The following is a 15,857-nucleotide window of genomic DNA, read 5'->3' on the forward strand; positions in this document are numbered from 1 at the left end:
GATCAAAGCAAATAAGGAATAGATTAACCTCAATCTGGAGATTGAGAAGCGCGAATTGAAGTTCAAGATCAAGGTGGAGTCAAGGTAAGTATTTCTGAAATGTTGGCAATATAGTAGTCTGACTGTTGAGGCTTTACCACATAACGGCTGGGCACACAGTCTGCCCAAGTTTGCCCAAATCTAAATTATTCGTATCTCCAGCCTTTTTATTCCAGTGAGTTTAGCGAACCCCGTTGCCACATTGCAAAGTATGACCTCTCTTGAAGCATCTCGTGTTGAGCAAAGCCTGGCATGGCTAGACCGGGGGACGAGTGAAATATTCCCAAACCGACCCGATAGTGATGATCTAGATGAAAATCTAATCCAACGCTTAGCTCAAGCAGACAGGCCGTTGCGAGTTAAGTTTGGTATCGATCCGACTGGAGCAGAAATTCACTTGGGGCATAGTATTCCCGTGCGCAAGCTCCGGGCTTTTCAAGATGCTGGCCACACTGCTGTTTTAATTATTGGAGATTTCACCGCTCAAATTGGCGATCCGACTGGCAAGTCTGAAGTGCGCCGACAGTTAACGCCAGCAGACGTAGCTCAAAACGCTCAAACTTATCTGGATCAAGTCCGACCGATCTTGGACTTCGACACACCAGGTCGCTTAGAAATTCGCTATAACTCCGAGTGGCTCGCCAATCTTGACTTGTCAAAAATTTTGGAACTGCTCTCAACCATGACGGTGGGGCAGATGCTCGCAAAAGAAGGCTTTGCGGAACGCTATGAGCGGGGCAATCCAATTTATCTGCATGAATTTCTCTATCCCTTGATGCAGGGCTACGACTCGGTAGCAGTACAAGCAGATGTGGAATTGGGCGGCACTGACCAGAAATTTAATATTGCCGTGGGCCGAGATTTACAACGCCACTTTGGACAAACGCCTCAATTTGGCTTGTTAGTACCGATTTTGATTGGCACCGATGGAACTCAGAAAATGTCGAAGTCTTTAGGCAACTACATTGGCTTGCTCGAAGACCCCTTGACCATGTACTCGAAGCTAGAAAAAGTACCCGATGCACTGTTACCTCAGTACTGCGAGCTACTAACTGCTCGCGCCTTAGATGAGTTGCCCGAAAATCCGCGCGATCGCCAGAAGCTCTTGGCTCTTGATGTTGTCAGCCAATACCACGGGTCAGAAGCCGCTGTTAACGCTCAAAAAGCCGCTTTAGATTTAATTGGTGGGGGCACCGCTCAAGGTAACGCGGTTCGAGAATTTTCTCTAGCAGAAATCCAATTTCCTGCCAAGCTGTTCTACTTAGTTAGTGCCAGCGGTCTCTGCAAAACCAGCTCAGAAGCGCGGCGACAAATTCAAGGCGGGGCTGTCAGGTTAGAGGGCGATCGCGTAGATCAAGCAGACCTCACCTTCAACTCCCCAGAGGAGTTGCACGGACGAGTGTTACAGCTCGGCAAAAAGAACTTTGTCCGTCTCGTACCGTGAGGCCCAATGTCAGTCACAGAAAAGTCAGCCACAGAAAAATCAGTCGCAGAAAAGATTATTGTGCCTCTAGATGTACCCACCGAGGCAGAGGCGATCGCCTTAGTAGAGCGCTTGCCTCAAGTTAGTTTCTGGAAGGTAGGACTGGAACTATTTGTCGGCAGTGGTCCTAGCATCTTGACCGCCTTGAAAGAGCGGGAGAAACGCATCTTTTTAGACCTAAAGCTGCACGACATTCCGAATACGATGGCAGGAGCTTGCCGAGCCGCAGCCAAATATGGCGTAGACTTGCTCACGGTGCATGCCACAGCGGGAAGAACCGCGTTAGAGGCATCTCAGGCTGCGGCTGAAGCAGGAGCGATCGCAGCGGGTCTACCTGCGCCGAAATTGATTGCAGTCACGCTCTTGACCAGCCTTTCATCCCGGATGTTGGCTCTTGAGCTGAAAGTGCCTTTAGAGCTGCCAGAATATGCCTTGCAGATGGCTCTCCTAGCTCAGGAAAGTGGCTTAGCAGGAGCGGTTTGTTCTCCTCAGGAGGCTGAGCAACTGCACCAAACTTGTGGTGACGACTTCCTCTTGGTCTGTCCGGGGGTGCGTCCGACTTGGGCAGAAGCAGGAGATCAGAAAAGAGCCATGACTCCAGCCGCAGCTTTACAGGCAGGAGCCAGTTACTTAGTGATTGGTCGTCCGATTACGGCTGCCTCTGACCCAGAAGCCGCCTTTACCCGAATTTGTGATGAATTGGCAGTTGTGGCCTAGTGTGAGGAGATCCGCAGATGCGGTCATGGGGTGTCGCTAAGTTAGGAATCCTGATTCTTTGCGGGTTGAATTTTCAGCTAGGGGCGATCGCGACTGACAAACCTCCGAGTTTTCCTGTGGAGCAGCGTCCCTCGTCTCCCATTACGCTCCCTGGGCGGGCTGCTTGTCCGAGTGAATTTCAACCTGTAGTGGCCTTGCTCCTGCGGGATTTACCCGGCTATATGAACCGAGTCCACCAGCGGCTCTTCCGACGCGATCGCTCTACTGCCTCGGCTCCCTATGTCCTCCTCACCAGCCCCCCAGATTTTGAGCCCTTAGCTTTAGGGCCTGGCGTTGACCAGTCAGCGTCTTCACCAGAAGCAGAAGGAGTCCACCAAGTATTCTTCACTACTCTGGAGCGCCAGTACACAGCTGGAAAAATCATTCAGTTGCAAGGTTATCATTGGGTTTTTCTAACCCAAACCGTGAGTGGCTGGCGATTAGCCATGATGTTTTCTCACTTTGGTCCCTATCCTGCCACCCGTCCGCCTTCACCCCCAGAAAATAGCACTCAAGGAGTCACAGGCCAAGCCATCCGCACTTGGCTGCGAGACTGCCGTGCTGGACGAATTCGGCCTCTTTAACCTAATCTCCCGACTGTGGATTAATCGGCGCAGAAGTACCTCTAATCTCATCCAGCTTCGTCCGCACCACTTGGATATCCTGCCACATTTGCCACTTCGGGCTTCCCGGTTCCCGCGATGGATTGCGCAATAGATAAGCCGGATGCAAAATTGGCATACAAAGATGGCCTTCCCACTCTAGCCATTGACCGCGGATCTTAGTAATGCCGCGTTTGTCTCCTGTAACCCCCCGCACCGCTGTAGCACCCGTCAACAAAATAATTTTGGGATCTACCATCCGGATTTGCTCCATCAGGTAAGGGCGACAAGCTTCTGTTTCATCTGGTGTTGGAGTGCGGTTGCCAGGAGGACGACACTTGACCATATTGCAAATGTAGACATCTGCCTCCGTGGTCAAGCGCACCGATTCCAAAATCTTTTCTAGAAGTTGTCCAGCCCGCCCGACAAAAGGCAAACCTGTTTCATCCTCATTTTGTCCGGGGCCTTCACCAATGATCATAATGGGCGCTTGCAGATTTCCTCGCCCCACCACTGCATGGGTACGGCTAGCACCTAAATCGCAGCGTTGGCACTGGTTGCAATGGACAGCCATTTGCTCCATCGCGCTGTAGGTGCCCGCTGGAATGGGTACCTTTGCACTCGTGGGAATCAAGTCTGGGTCAAAGTCCGCAGGTGCAGGAGATGCGGGAAGACCTGAAACATCAAAAAGGCTAATTTGTTCTTCGCTGGACATGAATCTTGACGGCAGATGTATCAGAATTTTCTTATCCCAAAGTATCAGGATGGAAAAAATTTGTAAGCAAACTCAATTCACTTAAGATTTATAAATTCTAGAACCAATTCCTCACGCTTGAGAGCTGTCGCTAGGTGGAATGTCGAGCTTTAGCGTTATTTGGATCACTTGTAGATAACGGGTTACATCAGCCAAGATAGTGACAACACTATTGCCGAGCGCTGGAGGGATAAATGTTACCTTCTCCGCTATTTCGCGATCGCGAAGCAGTTGGTCATGAACTAGCCCTGGCAGTTTTCGAGGAATTCACCCAATTAAAAACAGCGGCAACCGAACTAGATTGGCCCACGCTTGCCACCGCTCAACCGATCGTTTACGGCCTACCTCGTGGTGGAATTCCAGTCGCTGCTGCGATCGCCGAAAAACTCAACTGTCCCCTTGACGTAGTCATTGCCAAGAAAATCACTCGCCCCGAAGACCCAGAGCTAGCCATCGGAGCCGTTGCCGCCACAGGAGAAGTCTTGTGGACTCAGCCTCGACCTTGGCATCTTCATCGCACCAAAATTTATCAGACCGCCTTGCAAGCGACGCTAGAGAAAGCTCAACTACAACTGACTCAATTTGGCCCCATCCGTCCCCAGGTCGAACCCCAAGGAGCAATCGCCATTTTAGTAGACGACGGCATCGCTACAGGCATGACCATCGCCGTTGCTGCGCAAGCCCTCCGCCAACAGCAACCCGCCCAAATCTGGATTTGCGCCCCAGTCGCCCCCCTAGAACTGGTGAATTGGCTTCACCAATGGTGCGATCGCCTGATCCTCTTAGCCACTCCCGCAGAATTCTCCAGCGTCAGCCGTTTCTACCAAAATTTCCCCCAAGTAGAGCTATACGAAGCCATAGCTTGCTTACAAAACCAGTCCCATACGGGACTTTCAGCACAAATGAATACTTGTCCTCCTAGCCCTCCAATGCTGGAGGAAGCAGAGAGGAAATTTTCCTCAGCATTGGAGGGCGAAAGAGAGCAATAAAATATTTATACAGCGACCTAGCACGATACCAAGCAGCTAAAACTCCTTCTGGAGGAGGTCTGGAGGACGCAGCCGTCCTTCAGCGGGGGTTTGGGGGCGAGTGCCCCCAAGCTCTTGGTTCTGCCAGAGAACCTACGCAAAGCAACATAAATAACTCCCACCCCAAGGCAGGTAGCCAAATCAAAACAGTTGGACTATCCTACGGTCAGTTCTGAAACGCTTAACCCAAAACAGGTTCAAGCCATAATTAGCTGTAGTGATTAAAGTGGTGGCGAGATGAGACGCTGGCAATCTTGGTGGGACACCCTAGTAGTGGCGAGTAGCAGTAACCCACCGCAATTTGTGGAATTATTGATGCTCCTGTTAGCGATCGCCCTCCTACTCGTATGGGGAGCCAGCGATGTGGTCTGGGGCCTCACGAAAGGTTGGCCTTACTTAGTCCTGAGCTTAAGCTTCGCCATTGGAGCCGCCGTCTCCACTTTAGTCCGGGAAGCCCTCATCCCTTCCTCACAACCTCGGATTACCCAGGTCACTGCCGTCTTATTGCTGATTATCAGTTGCTATAGCTTCTCAGACTTGATGCGCTACTTTTAAGCCTGCGCAATCCATTCACGAGCTATTTCAGCAAAAACTAGCGTGCGGTTGTCGCCAAAATTTTTTGATAAAACTGAATCATTTGTTGAGCGATCGCAGGCCAGCTATAGTGCTGCAAAGCATAGGCTTTTGCTCGTTGGCCTCGACGTTGGCGCTCAGACGCATCCTTCAAAGCATCCTTGAGCAAATGAGTTAAAGCTGCTACCTCACAAGGCCCGACCCAGCCTGCCTCTGCCTGCCGCACTTCCTCACAGATATGCACTTGGTCTGAAATCACCACAGGCGTGCCCATTGCCATCGCTTCGGCTACCGCAATGCCAAAGTTTTCGTAGTAGGATGGCAGCACAAACAAATCAGCGCTTTGCAGCAAGGCAGCTTTCGTTTCTCCAGCGGCAAACCCAGTTACCGTCGTGTGGGGAACGAGCGAGGAAGCTTGAATTTGGCTCCGAATCGCCGCTTCGTAATCTGGATCTTGAGGATTCCCACCTGCTAGAACAAAATGAAATTCAATTTTTTCTGCCAGCAAAGTTTCTAGAGCAGGTAATAGCAGATCCAACCCCTTCTTAAGGTCAATTCGGGACATAAACAAAATGAGGGGGCGATCGCTGGGAATGCCCAACTGAGCGCGAATTGCTTCGGGGTGAGCAGACAACTCCGGTAAGCTCACACCCAACGGCATGACTAAATCTTTAGTAGTCAGCCCAAAACGTTCAGAAATTTTGGCTTCTTGAGCACTCGTAAAATGTATTGCCGCCGCCCCCGCCAAATTAGGCCGCTCTAGTAACGCTGCATATATCTGCTTTAGCTGCTTTTTCTTGCGTAGGTCAGCGGGATCAAGGGTTCCCAAGGGACGCAGTAAATAGGGCAACTTTTGCGATCGCGCGATCGTAGCTGCTGCTGTACTCACCGGAGAAAACAAGGCGTGAATATGGGCCAAGTCGAAGGAGTGAGCATGTTTAGCCAGCCATTGCAGCAAGTCCAAAGAGAATTTGTAGCGGCGGAAAGGTGAGCAGCGAAAATAGCGGATGTGATAGCCATCTTGTTCTACAGGGCGATCGAGGGGCACTTCTAAGGGAGCCTGGCCTGCATCGCCATTCGAGTCTGTAGTTAGGATCGTCACCTCTACACCCTGAGCAGCTAGGGCACCGGATAACCCCAACACCATCTGGCTCGGCCCTCCGTACACTAGCGAAATGGAAGGCACAATTTGCAAAACCCGCAGAGGCTGGTTCACGCGGCAAGCAACTCCTTGTAAAAGCTCAATAACTGGCTAGCCAAAGCGTGATTGGTGTACTGGTTAAGGACTCGTTCGTACCCTCGCTTCGCCAAGTTGGTTGCTAGCTCCGGTTGCTCCATCAACTGCCGCAAGCAATCTTGCAACGCTTCGGCATTTCCTTCCGGGAAGACTAAGCCCGCATCCCCAATCACATAGGGAATTTCCCCCGAATCCGAGCCAATCACCGGGACTTGGCAAGCCATTGCTTCAATCAGCACATGGCCGAATTGCTCTTTCCAGCCCACCGAGGTTAAGGTTTTGAACTGATAGGTGGTTTCCGAAGGCAGCACCAAGGTGCTCATTAAATTGATATATCGCTGCACCTGATCGTGCGGGACGCTCTCCACCCAAATCAACCGATCTGCCAAGCCTTCTTGCTGCGCCCAGTTAAAGAGAGTATCTTTTAGTGGCCCTCGGCCTAAGAGCATCCATTTCCAGGGGCGATCGCGCAGACCCGCCAAGGCTCTCCCTAGGGTTAGCAAGCCTTTTTCTTCCACAAAGCGCCCGACAAAACCTACCACAAACTCAGACGGTTGAATGCCAAGCTGAGCCGCTAGTTCTGGCTGAGGTTGGGGTCGAAATAAAGTTTCATCTACTCCCAATTGCGGCATCACACGGGCAGGGCCTTTGTAACCATGCTGCTGCAAGATTTCCACACCATCCTGATTCCCAGCTACCAACCCATCAGTATGGCGCAAGTTATAAGCTTCAATGGCGGAGATGGGAAACTTGAGGCTGTAAGGTAGATTCCACCAAGTAAAAAATAGGTTTTTAGCTTTTAGGCCTAGCAGACGGTTTAGCGTAATCAGTTGGCTATAGCCGATCGCCTTTGATCCCTGCTCTACTTGAATGATTTGGGGTCGAAACTGGCGTAGCAACGTGACCAGATCTTGACCAAAACAAAGTAGTCCTTGATTGTTCTGGCTCAAATTGGAAACCGGGACAATCCGGAACGGACCTTCTTGGCGAGGCTGAGTTTCAATAATGGTATTTTGCACGCCTCCAGGCCGCCACCGTTGAGGCACCACAATTGTTACCTCAACATCTGGCTCCAATCGGGCCAGCGATCGCAACTTCTCACAATTGAGATCAACGATATAGGTATGGCTAGCTACTAAAATTCTCATGGCTGTTTAGAATTTACTCGTTGAACCCTACCTTTACCTTTTAGCCTGAACCAAATCTGCTAAGACTTCATGGAGCTAACAGCTGTAGCTTGTTCATCTAACGATTGGTTGGCAACGGGTGCCTGTGTCACTCTAGCGTTCTGATCCAAGCGTGTATAGGTTTGACCATCATCCCAGATAGATTTAATCACAGTCCAAACAGCACTCAGGAATCCTAAGAAATAGAACCCCGCGCGACTTAGGATCTTTAGGGGAGAACCGCTCTTGTGGCAAGGTGGCCGACCTAGCACGTGACAGTCGAATAGGCGAGCAAACAAGCGTAGAGCTTGGATCGGGGTGAGATTCTTCAGCCCTAGCAAGAAGTGGTTGTGGTAGAAAGTGAGTTGATATTGCAGCGATCGCGTGCTGATATCGTGACAACCTCCCGTTTCTTCTCCTAAATGCACCAGATGAGCTTCTGGGTCGTACCAAATGCGGTAGCCCGTTTGGCGAATATGCAAGCAAAAGTCAGACTCCTCTCGCACAGCGCTACCTCGAAAGCGCTCATCAAAGTGCAGGCCATGCTGCTCAAACAGCTCCCGACGAAAGGACATATTACAGCCTCTCGCGGTCAACACTTGCTGAGGTTTAATCGTGTGAACCAAATCAATGTGATACCAGGCTATTCCTGGGTCCATCGCTTCGGGCGGCAAATATTCAATGACGCGAGTTTTCTTCGACTCAGTCAGCTTCATGCGATCGAAGACACGACCCGCCACAGCCCCCACATCTGGTTGTTCCACATAGTTGCGGGCATGCGTTGCTAGAAAACCAGGCGTAAGCTGCACATCATCATCAATGAACAAAATAATGTCACCTGTAGAGCGCCGCACGGCGTAGTTTCGCGCTCCGGGCAAGCTGGCCCAATCCACCCGGAACCACTGAATCTTGCCTGCTGTGGCTAGTTGCTCCAAGTAGGCTTCGGTCGCAGGCTCGTGAGTACAAGTTTGGTCTACCACCAACACTTCAAAGTTAGGGTAGTCCTGCGTCATGACATCCACTAGTGTGTCTCGCAAAGCCTCCTCACGACAATAGGTGGGAACAATCACCGAGATTAAAGGCCAAGCCATAACATCTGAATTTTTCATTGCAGTTTCAGTTTGGTTGGTCATCTAAGCTTGACTACTCACTAATTTTCTAGTCTGTTTGCGAATAAAAACTTCTGTTTTGACAAATAAAAATCCATAAATAGTAAGTAATAAACCTACTACTAAAACAGAGAAGCCGAGGTGAAGATAAGGGGGCAAATCAAGCAACTGATTGAGTCTACGCAAAGCCACCACAAAAAGCGGTTGATGAATTAAATATAGTTGATATGAGTAAAGTCCTAATAACGAAAGAAAGCTCATACCCCACTGTAGCGATCGCCATTGGCTCAAGAATTGGAGAAGCGCATAAAGTCCCAAGAATAGAATTGGCGAGAGTAGCACATCAAACCCAAACATATAAGTGATGTTAGCTTTGCCCAAAACCATTCCGGCACAAATTACAATACCAATCACAAAAGTACCAATAGCCGCTAGCCAATCAATTCTCCTAAAGGATTGCTTCTCAAAGTAAACAAACCCCCAGTACAAACCAAGGCAAAGTTGAAAAAAGTAGCTACCCAAGAAGTTATTTTGCAATAAAAACCAGAAACTCGGTGAACTCTGAGGTAGAACCCAACAAAGAGCCTTAGTTAGGGCAGCAACTAAAATCCCTAAGCCCAAAATCTTGACTGTCTGCCCTCGGCAAAAATAGAAAATTAGAGGAATGCTTAAATAAGCTTCTAGGATGACTGTAAAAAACCAAAAGCCAGGGTTGATCGATTGAAACTCATAACCTGCCAAACCAATACAGCTCAGGATAAAGTTCTGAATCGAGTTGATTTTTAAGTGGCCGAACCACTGATAGAGCATCAAACTAGATACAACCGCCAGAAAATAAGTAGGATACAGCCGAGAGATTCGCTTCTTTAACCACAATTTCCAATCTACCGATATCTCAGTTAAATTAGCTGTTTTCAAAGCTGAGGCTAAAGCATAGCTGGTATTAAACCCAGCCATGACAAAAAAGATATCAACCGCAGCGTAGCCGAAGCGAGCCCCATTTCGATCCAAAGCGACGACTAAATCAAAGCGCTCAGGGTAGTTTTGAAAAAAGTGGAATAAGATAACTGCTAAGATTGCAATTCCCTTGGTTTGGTCAATCCAATCTAATCTCTTTCTAACCACTTTAGTTTCACAATTCACGGCGGTTGATTTCCTTATAAAGTTGCTGTTGCTTTTTTCGATCGCCTACCTTTCTTCTTACTAACCAAATCCTCCGAGGCTTCTTTAAGTAATTTTTCCTGGCGATCTAATTCTGGCAACTTCAAAATCACGCCAGCAAAAAACCAGTAGTAAACAGCCACTGGGTCTACATCTAAGGGGTAGTAGTAAGTATTGAAGCTAATGAATAAGATGAAAACCCAGAAACTAGCTCCATAACTTCTCAAACTGCGATCGCGCACAGAGCGATAAGCCTTAAATGTAATAATGGTCAAGCTGATCGCTACTACCAAAAAAGCCAGCACTCCCAGCGGCCCAATTTCGTAAAGTAATTTAGGGTAATAGGTTTCAATGAGTTCCGAGTTGCCCAAAGAGCGGGCCGCATTCGTGGCTCGCCCCAAACCCTTGCCTAAAAAACCAGATCGCTCTGCGGCATATTCAAACTGCTGCATGATGAAGGCTTGAGGGGGTGAAGCTTCCCATCGTCCTTGAAAACTAGTAATCCGCTCTTGGACGACCTCCGGATTGGCTGCCATCGCAACGCTCAAAATCAGACCTAAGCCTGCGCCTATGGGAATAAAGCGCTTGAGGTTAGCGACTTGTCCCGTGAGGATTAGCAGAATCACTGTGGTCACTGGTACCAGTGCTAACGCAATTCTCTGGCCCGATAAGGTAGACATAATGAAGGTTGCTGCCATTGCTGACAACCCAGCATTCCGCCAAACAAACGAGGGATCGCTGAAGGCCGCAGCAAAGCTGATAAACCCGCTGGAAATGAGAAACCAACCCCACTGCCACGGGGCAACAAAGGTTCCAGGCAGGCGGATCTGCCCATGCTCAGGGCTATATAGCAGAGAGCCACCGACTAAGCATCTTGCGTCTAGAGAGGCCTTGAAGAGAGATGCTCCTGAGGCTACCGTTCCAGCACAACGGCCTGTCTTGAGGAAAGTGTATTGAATGAAGGCAAGACCGCAACATGCCAAAATCAACACAACATGAAGGCGCAGCAGGAAATGGAGGTCTTTTTTGTCTCGGATTAAGTAATAAGCACAGACGATTAAAGGGATATAACCCATCAAAACCTTGAGACCCAAAATTCCCATTGCAAATGGCTGCTCGGCTCCATTAGCCGCCATCTGTTGCGAGCCGTTAATAAAAGCTAGAACTAGTAAACAATAGGCAAACAAAATTCCCAATGCCGGCATGAGCTGCTTAGGAATTAGAAAAGGCAGACGCTCGCGCCGACAGTACTGAATAGTGCCAATGAGAGCTGGGATAAAGAAAGCGTCCTTAGCCAACTGGAGCAAAGGGCTATTGCCAATCGCATAGGTGATCGTTCCGCCAAAGGGTAGGTAGATAAGAAATCCCCACATTGCCTGACGCGGATACTTAAATGACAGGCTGAGGCAAAGCAGACCCACAGTTAAGCCAATTCCTGGCTTCGGATCTTCATTAATTACACCGAAACATAAGCCCGCAACTGCACACAGTAAAAGGGCAAAAATTGTGTAGTTAACGAGTTCTTTCCGGGCTTGGGCAGCTTTTCGTTTCTGAGCCAACCGCTCCTTCATCGTTAGCGGCGGGGCTTCGTCATTGAGAGCTTTTTGCTTTGACTTCAGTTTTGATTTGGGCATAGCAAAACTATGAGGCTGATCCTCTCCTTAACTTTGACTCGGAGCCTCGACGCGGAGCCACAACTAATTAGGTCAATCAATTAGTGGCATTTTCCGGCGGAGAAACTAGCGGTAGTTTCAGAGGCAATGTAGAGGGTTGTACCAATTGCGTAGATTCTTTCTGCGAGAACCCCAAATAAAGTTGAGAGACGGCTAGGGTATCGGCATCAGCAGTAGGGAGAGGGGCCTACCAATTGTGGCATCTGGGCTTCTGATCCGGCGACTGTTTGGCTTGGCTTTAAGAAGGCTTTAAACAACTGACCCCATTAACCTTAGAAAAACTTAATATTGACGTGCTTTTTTGCACACAAAAAAGCTTTTTTCAAGATCAGACTCGGCAAATCCAAGAATAGAGGGTTGCTGTAGTAGCTTTCGCTGCTTTCAACAACCCTCTACTTCCTAGCAAACTATCGAGCCGCTACCAGTGCTGCCAAAAAAATAAACTCTGAGTAGTGCTAAGTCAAATGCTCTTGTACAGCTAAAACTAGATTGTCTGTCCAGTAAGATGCCAACTCGGCACTAGCCGCTTCTACCATGACTCGAATCACAGGTTCGGTTCCAGAGGCTCGAACCAAAATTCGGCCTTGGTCTCCCATATGGGCTTCGGCTTGAGCGATCGCATTCTGCAAACCATCACAGTTTTGCCAGTTCAAACGGCGATCGCGATCCTCAACTCGCACATTCTTGAGTAGCTGGGGATAAGTTTGGAAGCTTTGATCGACTAAATCTGCCAAAGAAGTACCTGCCCCTCGCACCAGTGCTGCCAGGTGTAAAGCAGTTAGTAGGCCATCCCCACTGACGCTATAGTGCCGACAGAGAATGTGCCCCGATTGCTCGCCGCCTAACATGGCACCTTGGCGCAGCATTTCGGCGTGGACATATTGATCCCCTACGGCAGTACGCAGCAGTTTACCGCCTTGTTTTTCCCAAGCCCGCTCGAAGCCCAAGTTTGCCATTACCGTCGAAACGATGGTGTCGCCGGGTAACTCTTGCGCTTGACGTAGCGTTTGGCCCCAGAAATATAGAATATAGTCCCCATCCACAGTGCGGCCTTGAGCATCCACGGCCAGCACTCGGTCGGCATCACCATCAAAGGCAAAGCCGATATGAGCGTTATGCTGCTTCACTGCTGCCCGTAGCGGGTCAAGATGGGTGGAACCGCAGTTAACGTTAATGCGATCGCCGTCTGGACTGTCGTGGAGACAAATCACCTCAGCACCCATCGCCGTAAATACCTCAGGCGCTAAGTTCGCGGCTGCACCCCAAGCGAGATCCAAGACAATCCGCATGCCTTGCAAGTTCACGGCTGGAAGTAGCGGCTTGTGTAGCGACTCCACATACTTGCTCAATAGTTCTGGCCGATGGTAGTGCTGTCCCCAGCGATCGCCACCCTGGAGTTGCGGCTTCACATCTACCGCATTACCCCGGATCGCCGCTTCAATTTGAGCTTGGACTGCTAGGGTTAGCTTGGCTCCATCTGGGCCAAAAAACTTGATGCCGTTATCTTCTGGAGGATTGTGGCTGGCTGAGATCATGACACCACCCAGCGCCCCGGTGGTTTGAGCGAGATAAGCAACACTGGGAGTAGGGCACAGCCCTAAATTCCAAACTTCTAGGCCAGCAGCGGTCAAGCCCGCAGAGAGCGCCATCGCTAACATATCGCTAGAATTTCTGGAATCTTGGCCCAAAATGATCGGGCCTGATGTCGTCGTGTGAGATTGCAATACACGACCTGCCCAAAAACCCACTTGTAGCGCTAAAGGAGCGCTCAACAAATCACCCGCATGGCCTCGAATCCCATCAGTACCAAATAGCGGAGTAGCTGGTAGGTTGAGTTGAAGCGGTTGTTTTTGAATTGTGGGCTCAGAGGGGGCAGACTGTACCTTTGAAATCGAAATCGAAGCTAAGCTAGGACGTTGCGTCCGGGCAGGGGATGTGACCATAAATTTAAGCACTCCACTCACAACACACTCACAGTGGAGAATAGCACTTTCCCTCAGAGGCTGCTCTACTGCCAAGAGCATAAAGTGTACAGTCCAGCTATGAATCTGTAGGATTTTTCAAAATATTCAGTTTATACGTTTAAGTAACGCGCTACCGAGTGCATTTCCGGAGAAAAATATTTTTTAGTCAAATAGTAATGTTCAAACTTTACTATTTGACTAAACCAAGGAATAGACGGCTTTGCTGTATGTGTCGTATTAGCTAATCCAAGCGCGATCTAAAACGCGATCGCCATTTGGATTAGGGTTGTAGCCTGCATCTGCAAAGTCGTTGAGGAGCGGATTGGATCGTCCCTAGCTTGGTTTAGATCGCTTTAACAAATTCCTTTGCTGGCAATGCCGCTGAATTAGCAGAAGAAATCGCTTGAATTGGCAAGGTAATCATAAACTTTGCGCCTCGCCCTATCTCAGAAGTGACCTCAATTTTGCCGTGATGCTTTTCTATAACTTGGTAGCAAATCGCTAAGCCTAATCCTGTGCCTTGTCCCACGGGTTTGGTGGTAAAGAACGGATCAAATAGTTTGCTACTGAACTCGCTGGAAATACCTGGACCGTTATCTGCAATACAGATTTTTATTTGATTAAATTTCAGTACCTCAGTTTCAATGGTAATTTGCTTCCTCGCCTGATTTGATGGCGATACCAGTGCATCAATCGCATTATTTAGCAGATGCATGAACACTTGATTGAGCTGTGCTGGATAGCACTCCACTAAGGGCAGCTTGCTGTATTGCTTGACAATTGAAATCTCTGGAGCCAGCCGATGATTGAGAATTAACAGTGTGTTGTCGATACCTTCATGGATATCGACTGGCTTCATCTCTGCTTCATCTAAGCGCGAAAAGTTACGCAGCGATAGAACGAGTTGGCGAATCCGATCAGTTCCCGCTTGCATCGAAGTCAAAACTTTAGGCAAGTCATCCACTACAAACCCAACATCTAAATCAGCAATCTGCGCTTGGAGAACCGCAGGAGGATGAGGATATTGTTGCTGATAAAGCTGCACCAAGCTGATCAATTGCGTCATATAGGTGTTGGCATAGTTGAGATTGGCTGCCACGAAAGTAATGGGATTATTGATTTCGTGGGCAAATCCTGCCACCATTTGGCCCAAGCTCGACATTTTCTCGGTTTGAATCAACTGAGCTTGGGTTTGACGTAGCTCTTGCAGGGCTTGATGTAACTCATGAGCTTGAGATACCAGCTCGCCATTCAACTGTTGCAGGTGGTCGTGAGCCTCTGCCAACTGTTCATTCTTGCGCCAAAGTTCTGCTGTGCGTTCTTCTACTCGTTTCTCTAGCGTTTGATGTACGGTTTGCAGTTCGTGGGTATGCTCGGTGACGCACTGCATCAACCCATTCAAGGCCGCTGCTAACAAGCCGACTTCATCTTGGGTGGTAATAGGCGCTTGCAGCTCAAAGTTCGATTCCTTAGTGGCTCGCTGAGCTACCTTGGTGACAGACTCTAGGGGACGAGCGATCGCCCGACTCGTCAAAACTGCCAAAATAGCCGCAATGCTAACGGAAAGTACCATGCTTAGGGCAATGATTTCAGTCCGCAGGGTTTTGGCATCGGCTAAAGCCACTTCTGCCCGCTGCTGTTCCTGACGGTTGCTTTCAATCAGTTGAACTAAGTTATCTAAAAGACCATCAAACTTGAGCGAAGCTGCGCTAGTAGAAAACTGAAGCAACCAAGCCTGCCTAGCTTTGAGTTCTGTAGTTGAAAGCTCTTGGGGATTTGTCTCTCGCAGAAACACCTCCATTTGCTGGAAGTAGTCACGCACGATCCCCTGGCTTGATTGCAGAAACTGGGTGAGAGTAGGTGAATTCTCAGTTGCAGCTACAGATTGCAGGCTTGGCAGAATCTTCTGAGTTTTATCAATATGGCTGAGGAAATGATCGTGCTTAGCCTCAAACAGTGCGGGTTTCTCTAGGAGCGGCACAAACTCGTGGTGGTGCAAGCGCATATGCAGTACATTGCGTTGCAGCTCACTCAGCAGTTGCTCTTGCTTTACAGCGCGAGTGAGTTGTTTCTGCGCTTGGTTTTGGTAGTAGTCTCCCACCGTTAACCCAGCAGTTGTGCCTAGCAGGGCTACCCCGATCGCGACTGCATAGCCAGAGCCAATTTTGCGACGAATGCTTGCGCCATGCACCCACTGCTTCACCCTCTGAAAACTTGCTTCGGAAGTGAGCGATCGCTTATACAGATGCGGCTGAGGGACCGCGATTTCGTAGCTATGAGGAGAACTGGGGTTTTGAACCTGCATAGGCCTT

At 49.2% G+C, this 15,857-nt stretch carries 13 protein-coding genes; 5 read left to right on the plus strand and 8 right to left on the minus strand.

Annotated features, from left to right (window positions below):
- Window positions 1-250 precede the first annotated feature (250 nt).
- From tyrS to H6F72_RS12705, 3 genes are read left to right on the plus strand one after another with little or no spacing between them, the layout of a single operon-like run.
- Entirely contained in the window at window positions 251-1,483 is a 1,233-nt protein-coding gene (tyrS, locus tag H6F72_RS12695) for a tyrosine--tRNA ligase (RefSeq protein ID WP_190435717.1), read from the plus strand.
- 6 nt (window positions 1,484-1,489) lie between these two features.
- A complete protein-coding gene (pyrF, locus tag H6F72_RS12700) occupies window positions 1,490-2,239 on the plus strand; it encodes an orotidine-5'-phosphate decarboxylase (protein WP_190435720.1) in 750 nt (249 codons plus the stop codon).
- 17 nt (window positions 2,240-2,256) lie between these two features.
- On the plus strand, window positions 2,257-2,862 hold the full coding sequence (locus tag H6F72_RS12705; protein ID WP_190435724.1) for a hypothetical protein: 606 nt from the start codon (window positions 2,257-2,259) through the stop codon (window positions 2,860-2,862).
- A gap of 1 nt (window position 2,863) precedes the next feature.
- Here H6F72_RS12705 and H6F72_RS12710 read toward each other — a convergent pair whose 3' ends face one another.
- Window positions 2,864-3,595 carry a uracil-DNA glycosylase family protein gene (locus tag H6F72_RS12710; protein WP_190435727.1) on the minus strand — a complete coding sequence of 244 codons (732 nt, stop codon included), beginning with the start codon at window positions 3,593-3,595 and terminating at the stop codon, window positions 2,864-2,866.
- Window positions 3,596-3,828: 233 nt separating this feature from the next.
- Between H6F72_RS12710 and H6F72_RS12715 the strand changes: the two genes are divergently transcribed.
- Window positions 3,829-4,623, plus strand: a complete 795-nt coding sequence (locus H6F72_RS12715) for a phosphoribosyltransferase (RefSeq protein ID WP_190435730.1) — start codon at window positions 3,829-3,831, stop codon at window positions 4,621-4,623.
- Window positions 4,624-4,899: 276 nt separating this feature from the next.
- Window positions 4,900-5,217: a hypothetical protein gene (locus H6F72_RS12720; protein WP_190435732.1), complete on the plus strand. Its 318-nt coding sequence runs from the start codon at window positions 4,900-4,902 to the stop codon at window positions 5,215-5,217.
- Window positions 5,218-5,254: 37 nt separating this feature from the next.
- Here the strand turns inward: H6F72_RS12720 and hpsP are convergent, their stop codons facing one another.
- From hpsP to H6F72_RS12755, 7 genes are all read right to left on the minus strand, one after another.
- Window positions 5,255-6,451, minus strand: a complete 1,197-nt coding sequence (hpsP, locus tag H6F72_RS12725) for a hormogonium polysaccharide biosynthesis glycosyltransferase HpsP (RefSeq protein ID WP_370527495.1) — start codon at window positions 6,449-6,451, stop codon at window positions 5,255-5,257.
- Window positions 6,448-7,620, minus strand: a complete 1,173-nt coding sequence (gene hpsO / locus H6F72_RS12730) for a hormogonium polysaccharide biosynthesis glycosyltransferase HpsO (protein WP_190435734.1) — start codon at window positions 7,618-7,620, stop codon at window positions 6,448-6,450. The genes hpsP and hpsO overlap by 4 nt, the downstream gene beginning before the upstream one ends.
- Window positions 7,621-7,679: 59 nt before the next feature.
- Window positions 7,680-8,747 carry a hormogonium polysaccharide biosynthesis glycosyltransferase HpsN gene (gene hpsN, locus H6F72_RS12735; RefSeq protein ID WP_242016910.1) on the minus strand — a complete coding sequence of 356 codons (1,068 nt, stop codon included), beginning with the start codon at window positions 8,745-8,747 and terminating at the stop codon, window positions 7,680-7,682.
- A gap of 24 nt (window positions 8,748-8,771) precedes the next feature.
- Window positions 8,772-9,872: an acyltransferase gene (locus H6F72_RS12740; RefSeq protein ID WP_206755436.1), complete on the minus strand. Its 1,101-nt coding sequence runs from the start codon at window positions 9,870-9,872 to the stop codon at window positions 8,772-8,774.
- Window positions 9,873-9,904: 32 nt separating this feature from the next.
- Window positions 9,905-11,542 (minus strand): hormogonium polysaccharide biosynthesis protein HpsL, encoded by a 1,638-nt coding sequence (hpsL, locus tag H6F72_RS12745; protein WP_190435738.1) that lies wholly within the window; start codon window positions 11,540-11,542, stop codon window positions 9,905-9,907.
- A 494-nt stretch (window positions 11,543-12,036) separates the two neighbouring features.
- Window positions 12,037-13,524 carry a phosphoglucosamine mutase gene (gene glmM / locus H6F72_RS12750; RefSeq protein ID WP_190435740.1) on the minus strand — a complete coding sequence of 496 codons (1,488 nt, stop codon included), beginning with the start codon at window positions 13,522-13,524 and terminating at the stop codon, window positions 12,037-12,039.
- 364 nt (window positions 13,525-13,888) lie between these two features.
- Window positions 13,889-15,850 (minus strand): sensor histidine kinase, encoded by a 1,962-nt coding sequence (locus tag H6F72_RS12755; protein ID WP_190435743.1) that lies wholly within the window; start codon window positions 15,848-15,850, stop codon window positions 13,889-13,891.
- Window positions 15,851-15,857 lie beyond the last annotated feature (7 nt).

The organism is Trichocoleus sp. FACHB-46 (genome assembly GCF_014695385.1).
Taxonomy (GTDB): domain Bacteria; phylum Cyanobacteriota; class Cyanobacteriia; order FACHB-46; family FACHB-46; genus Trichocoleus.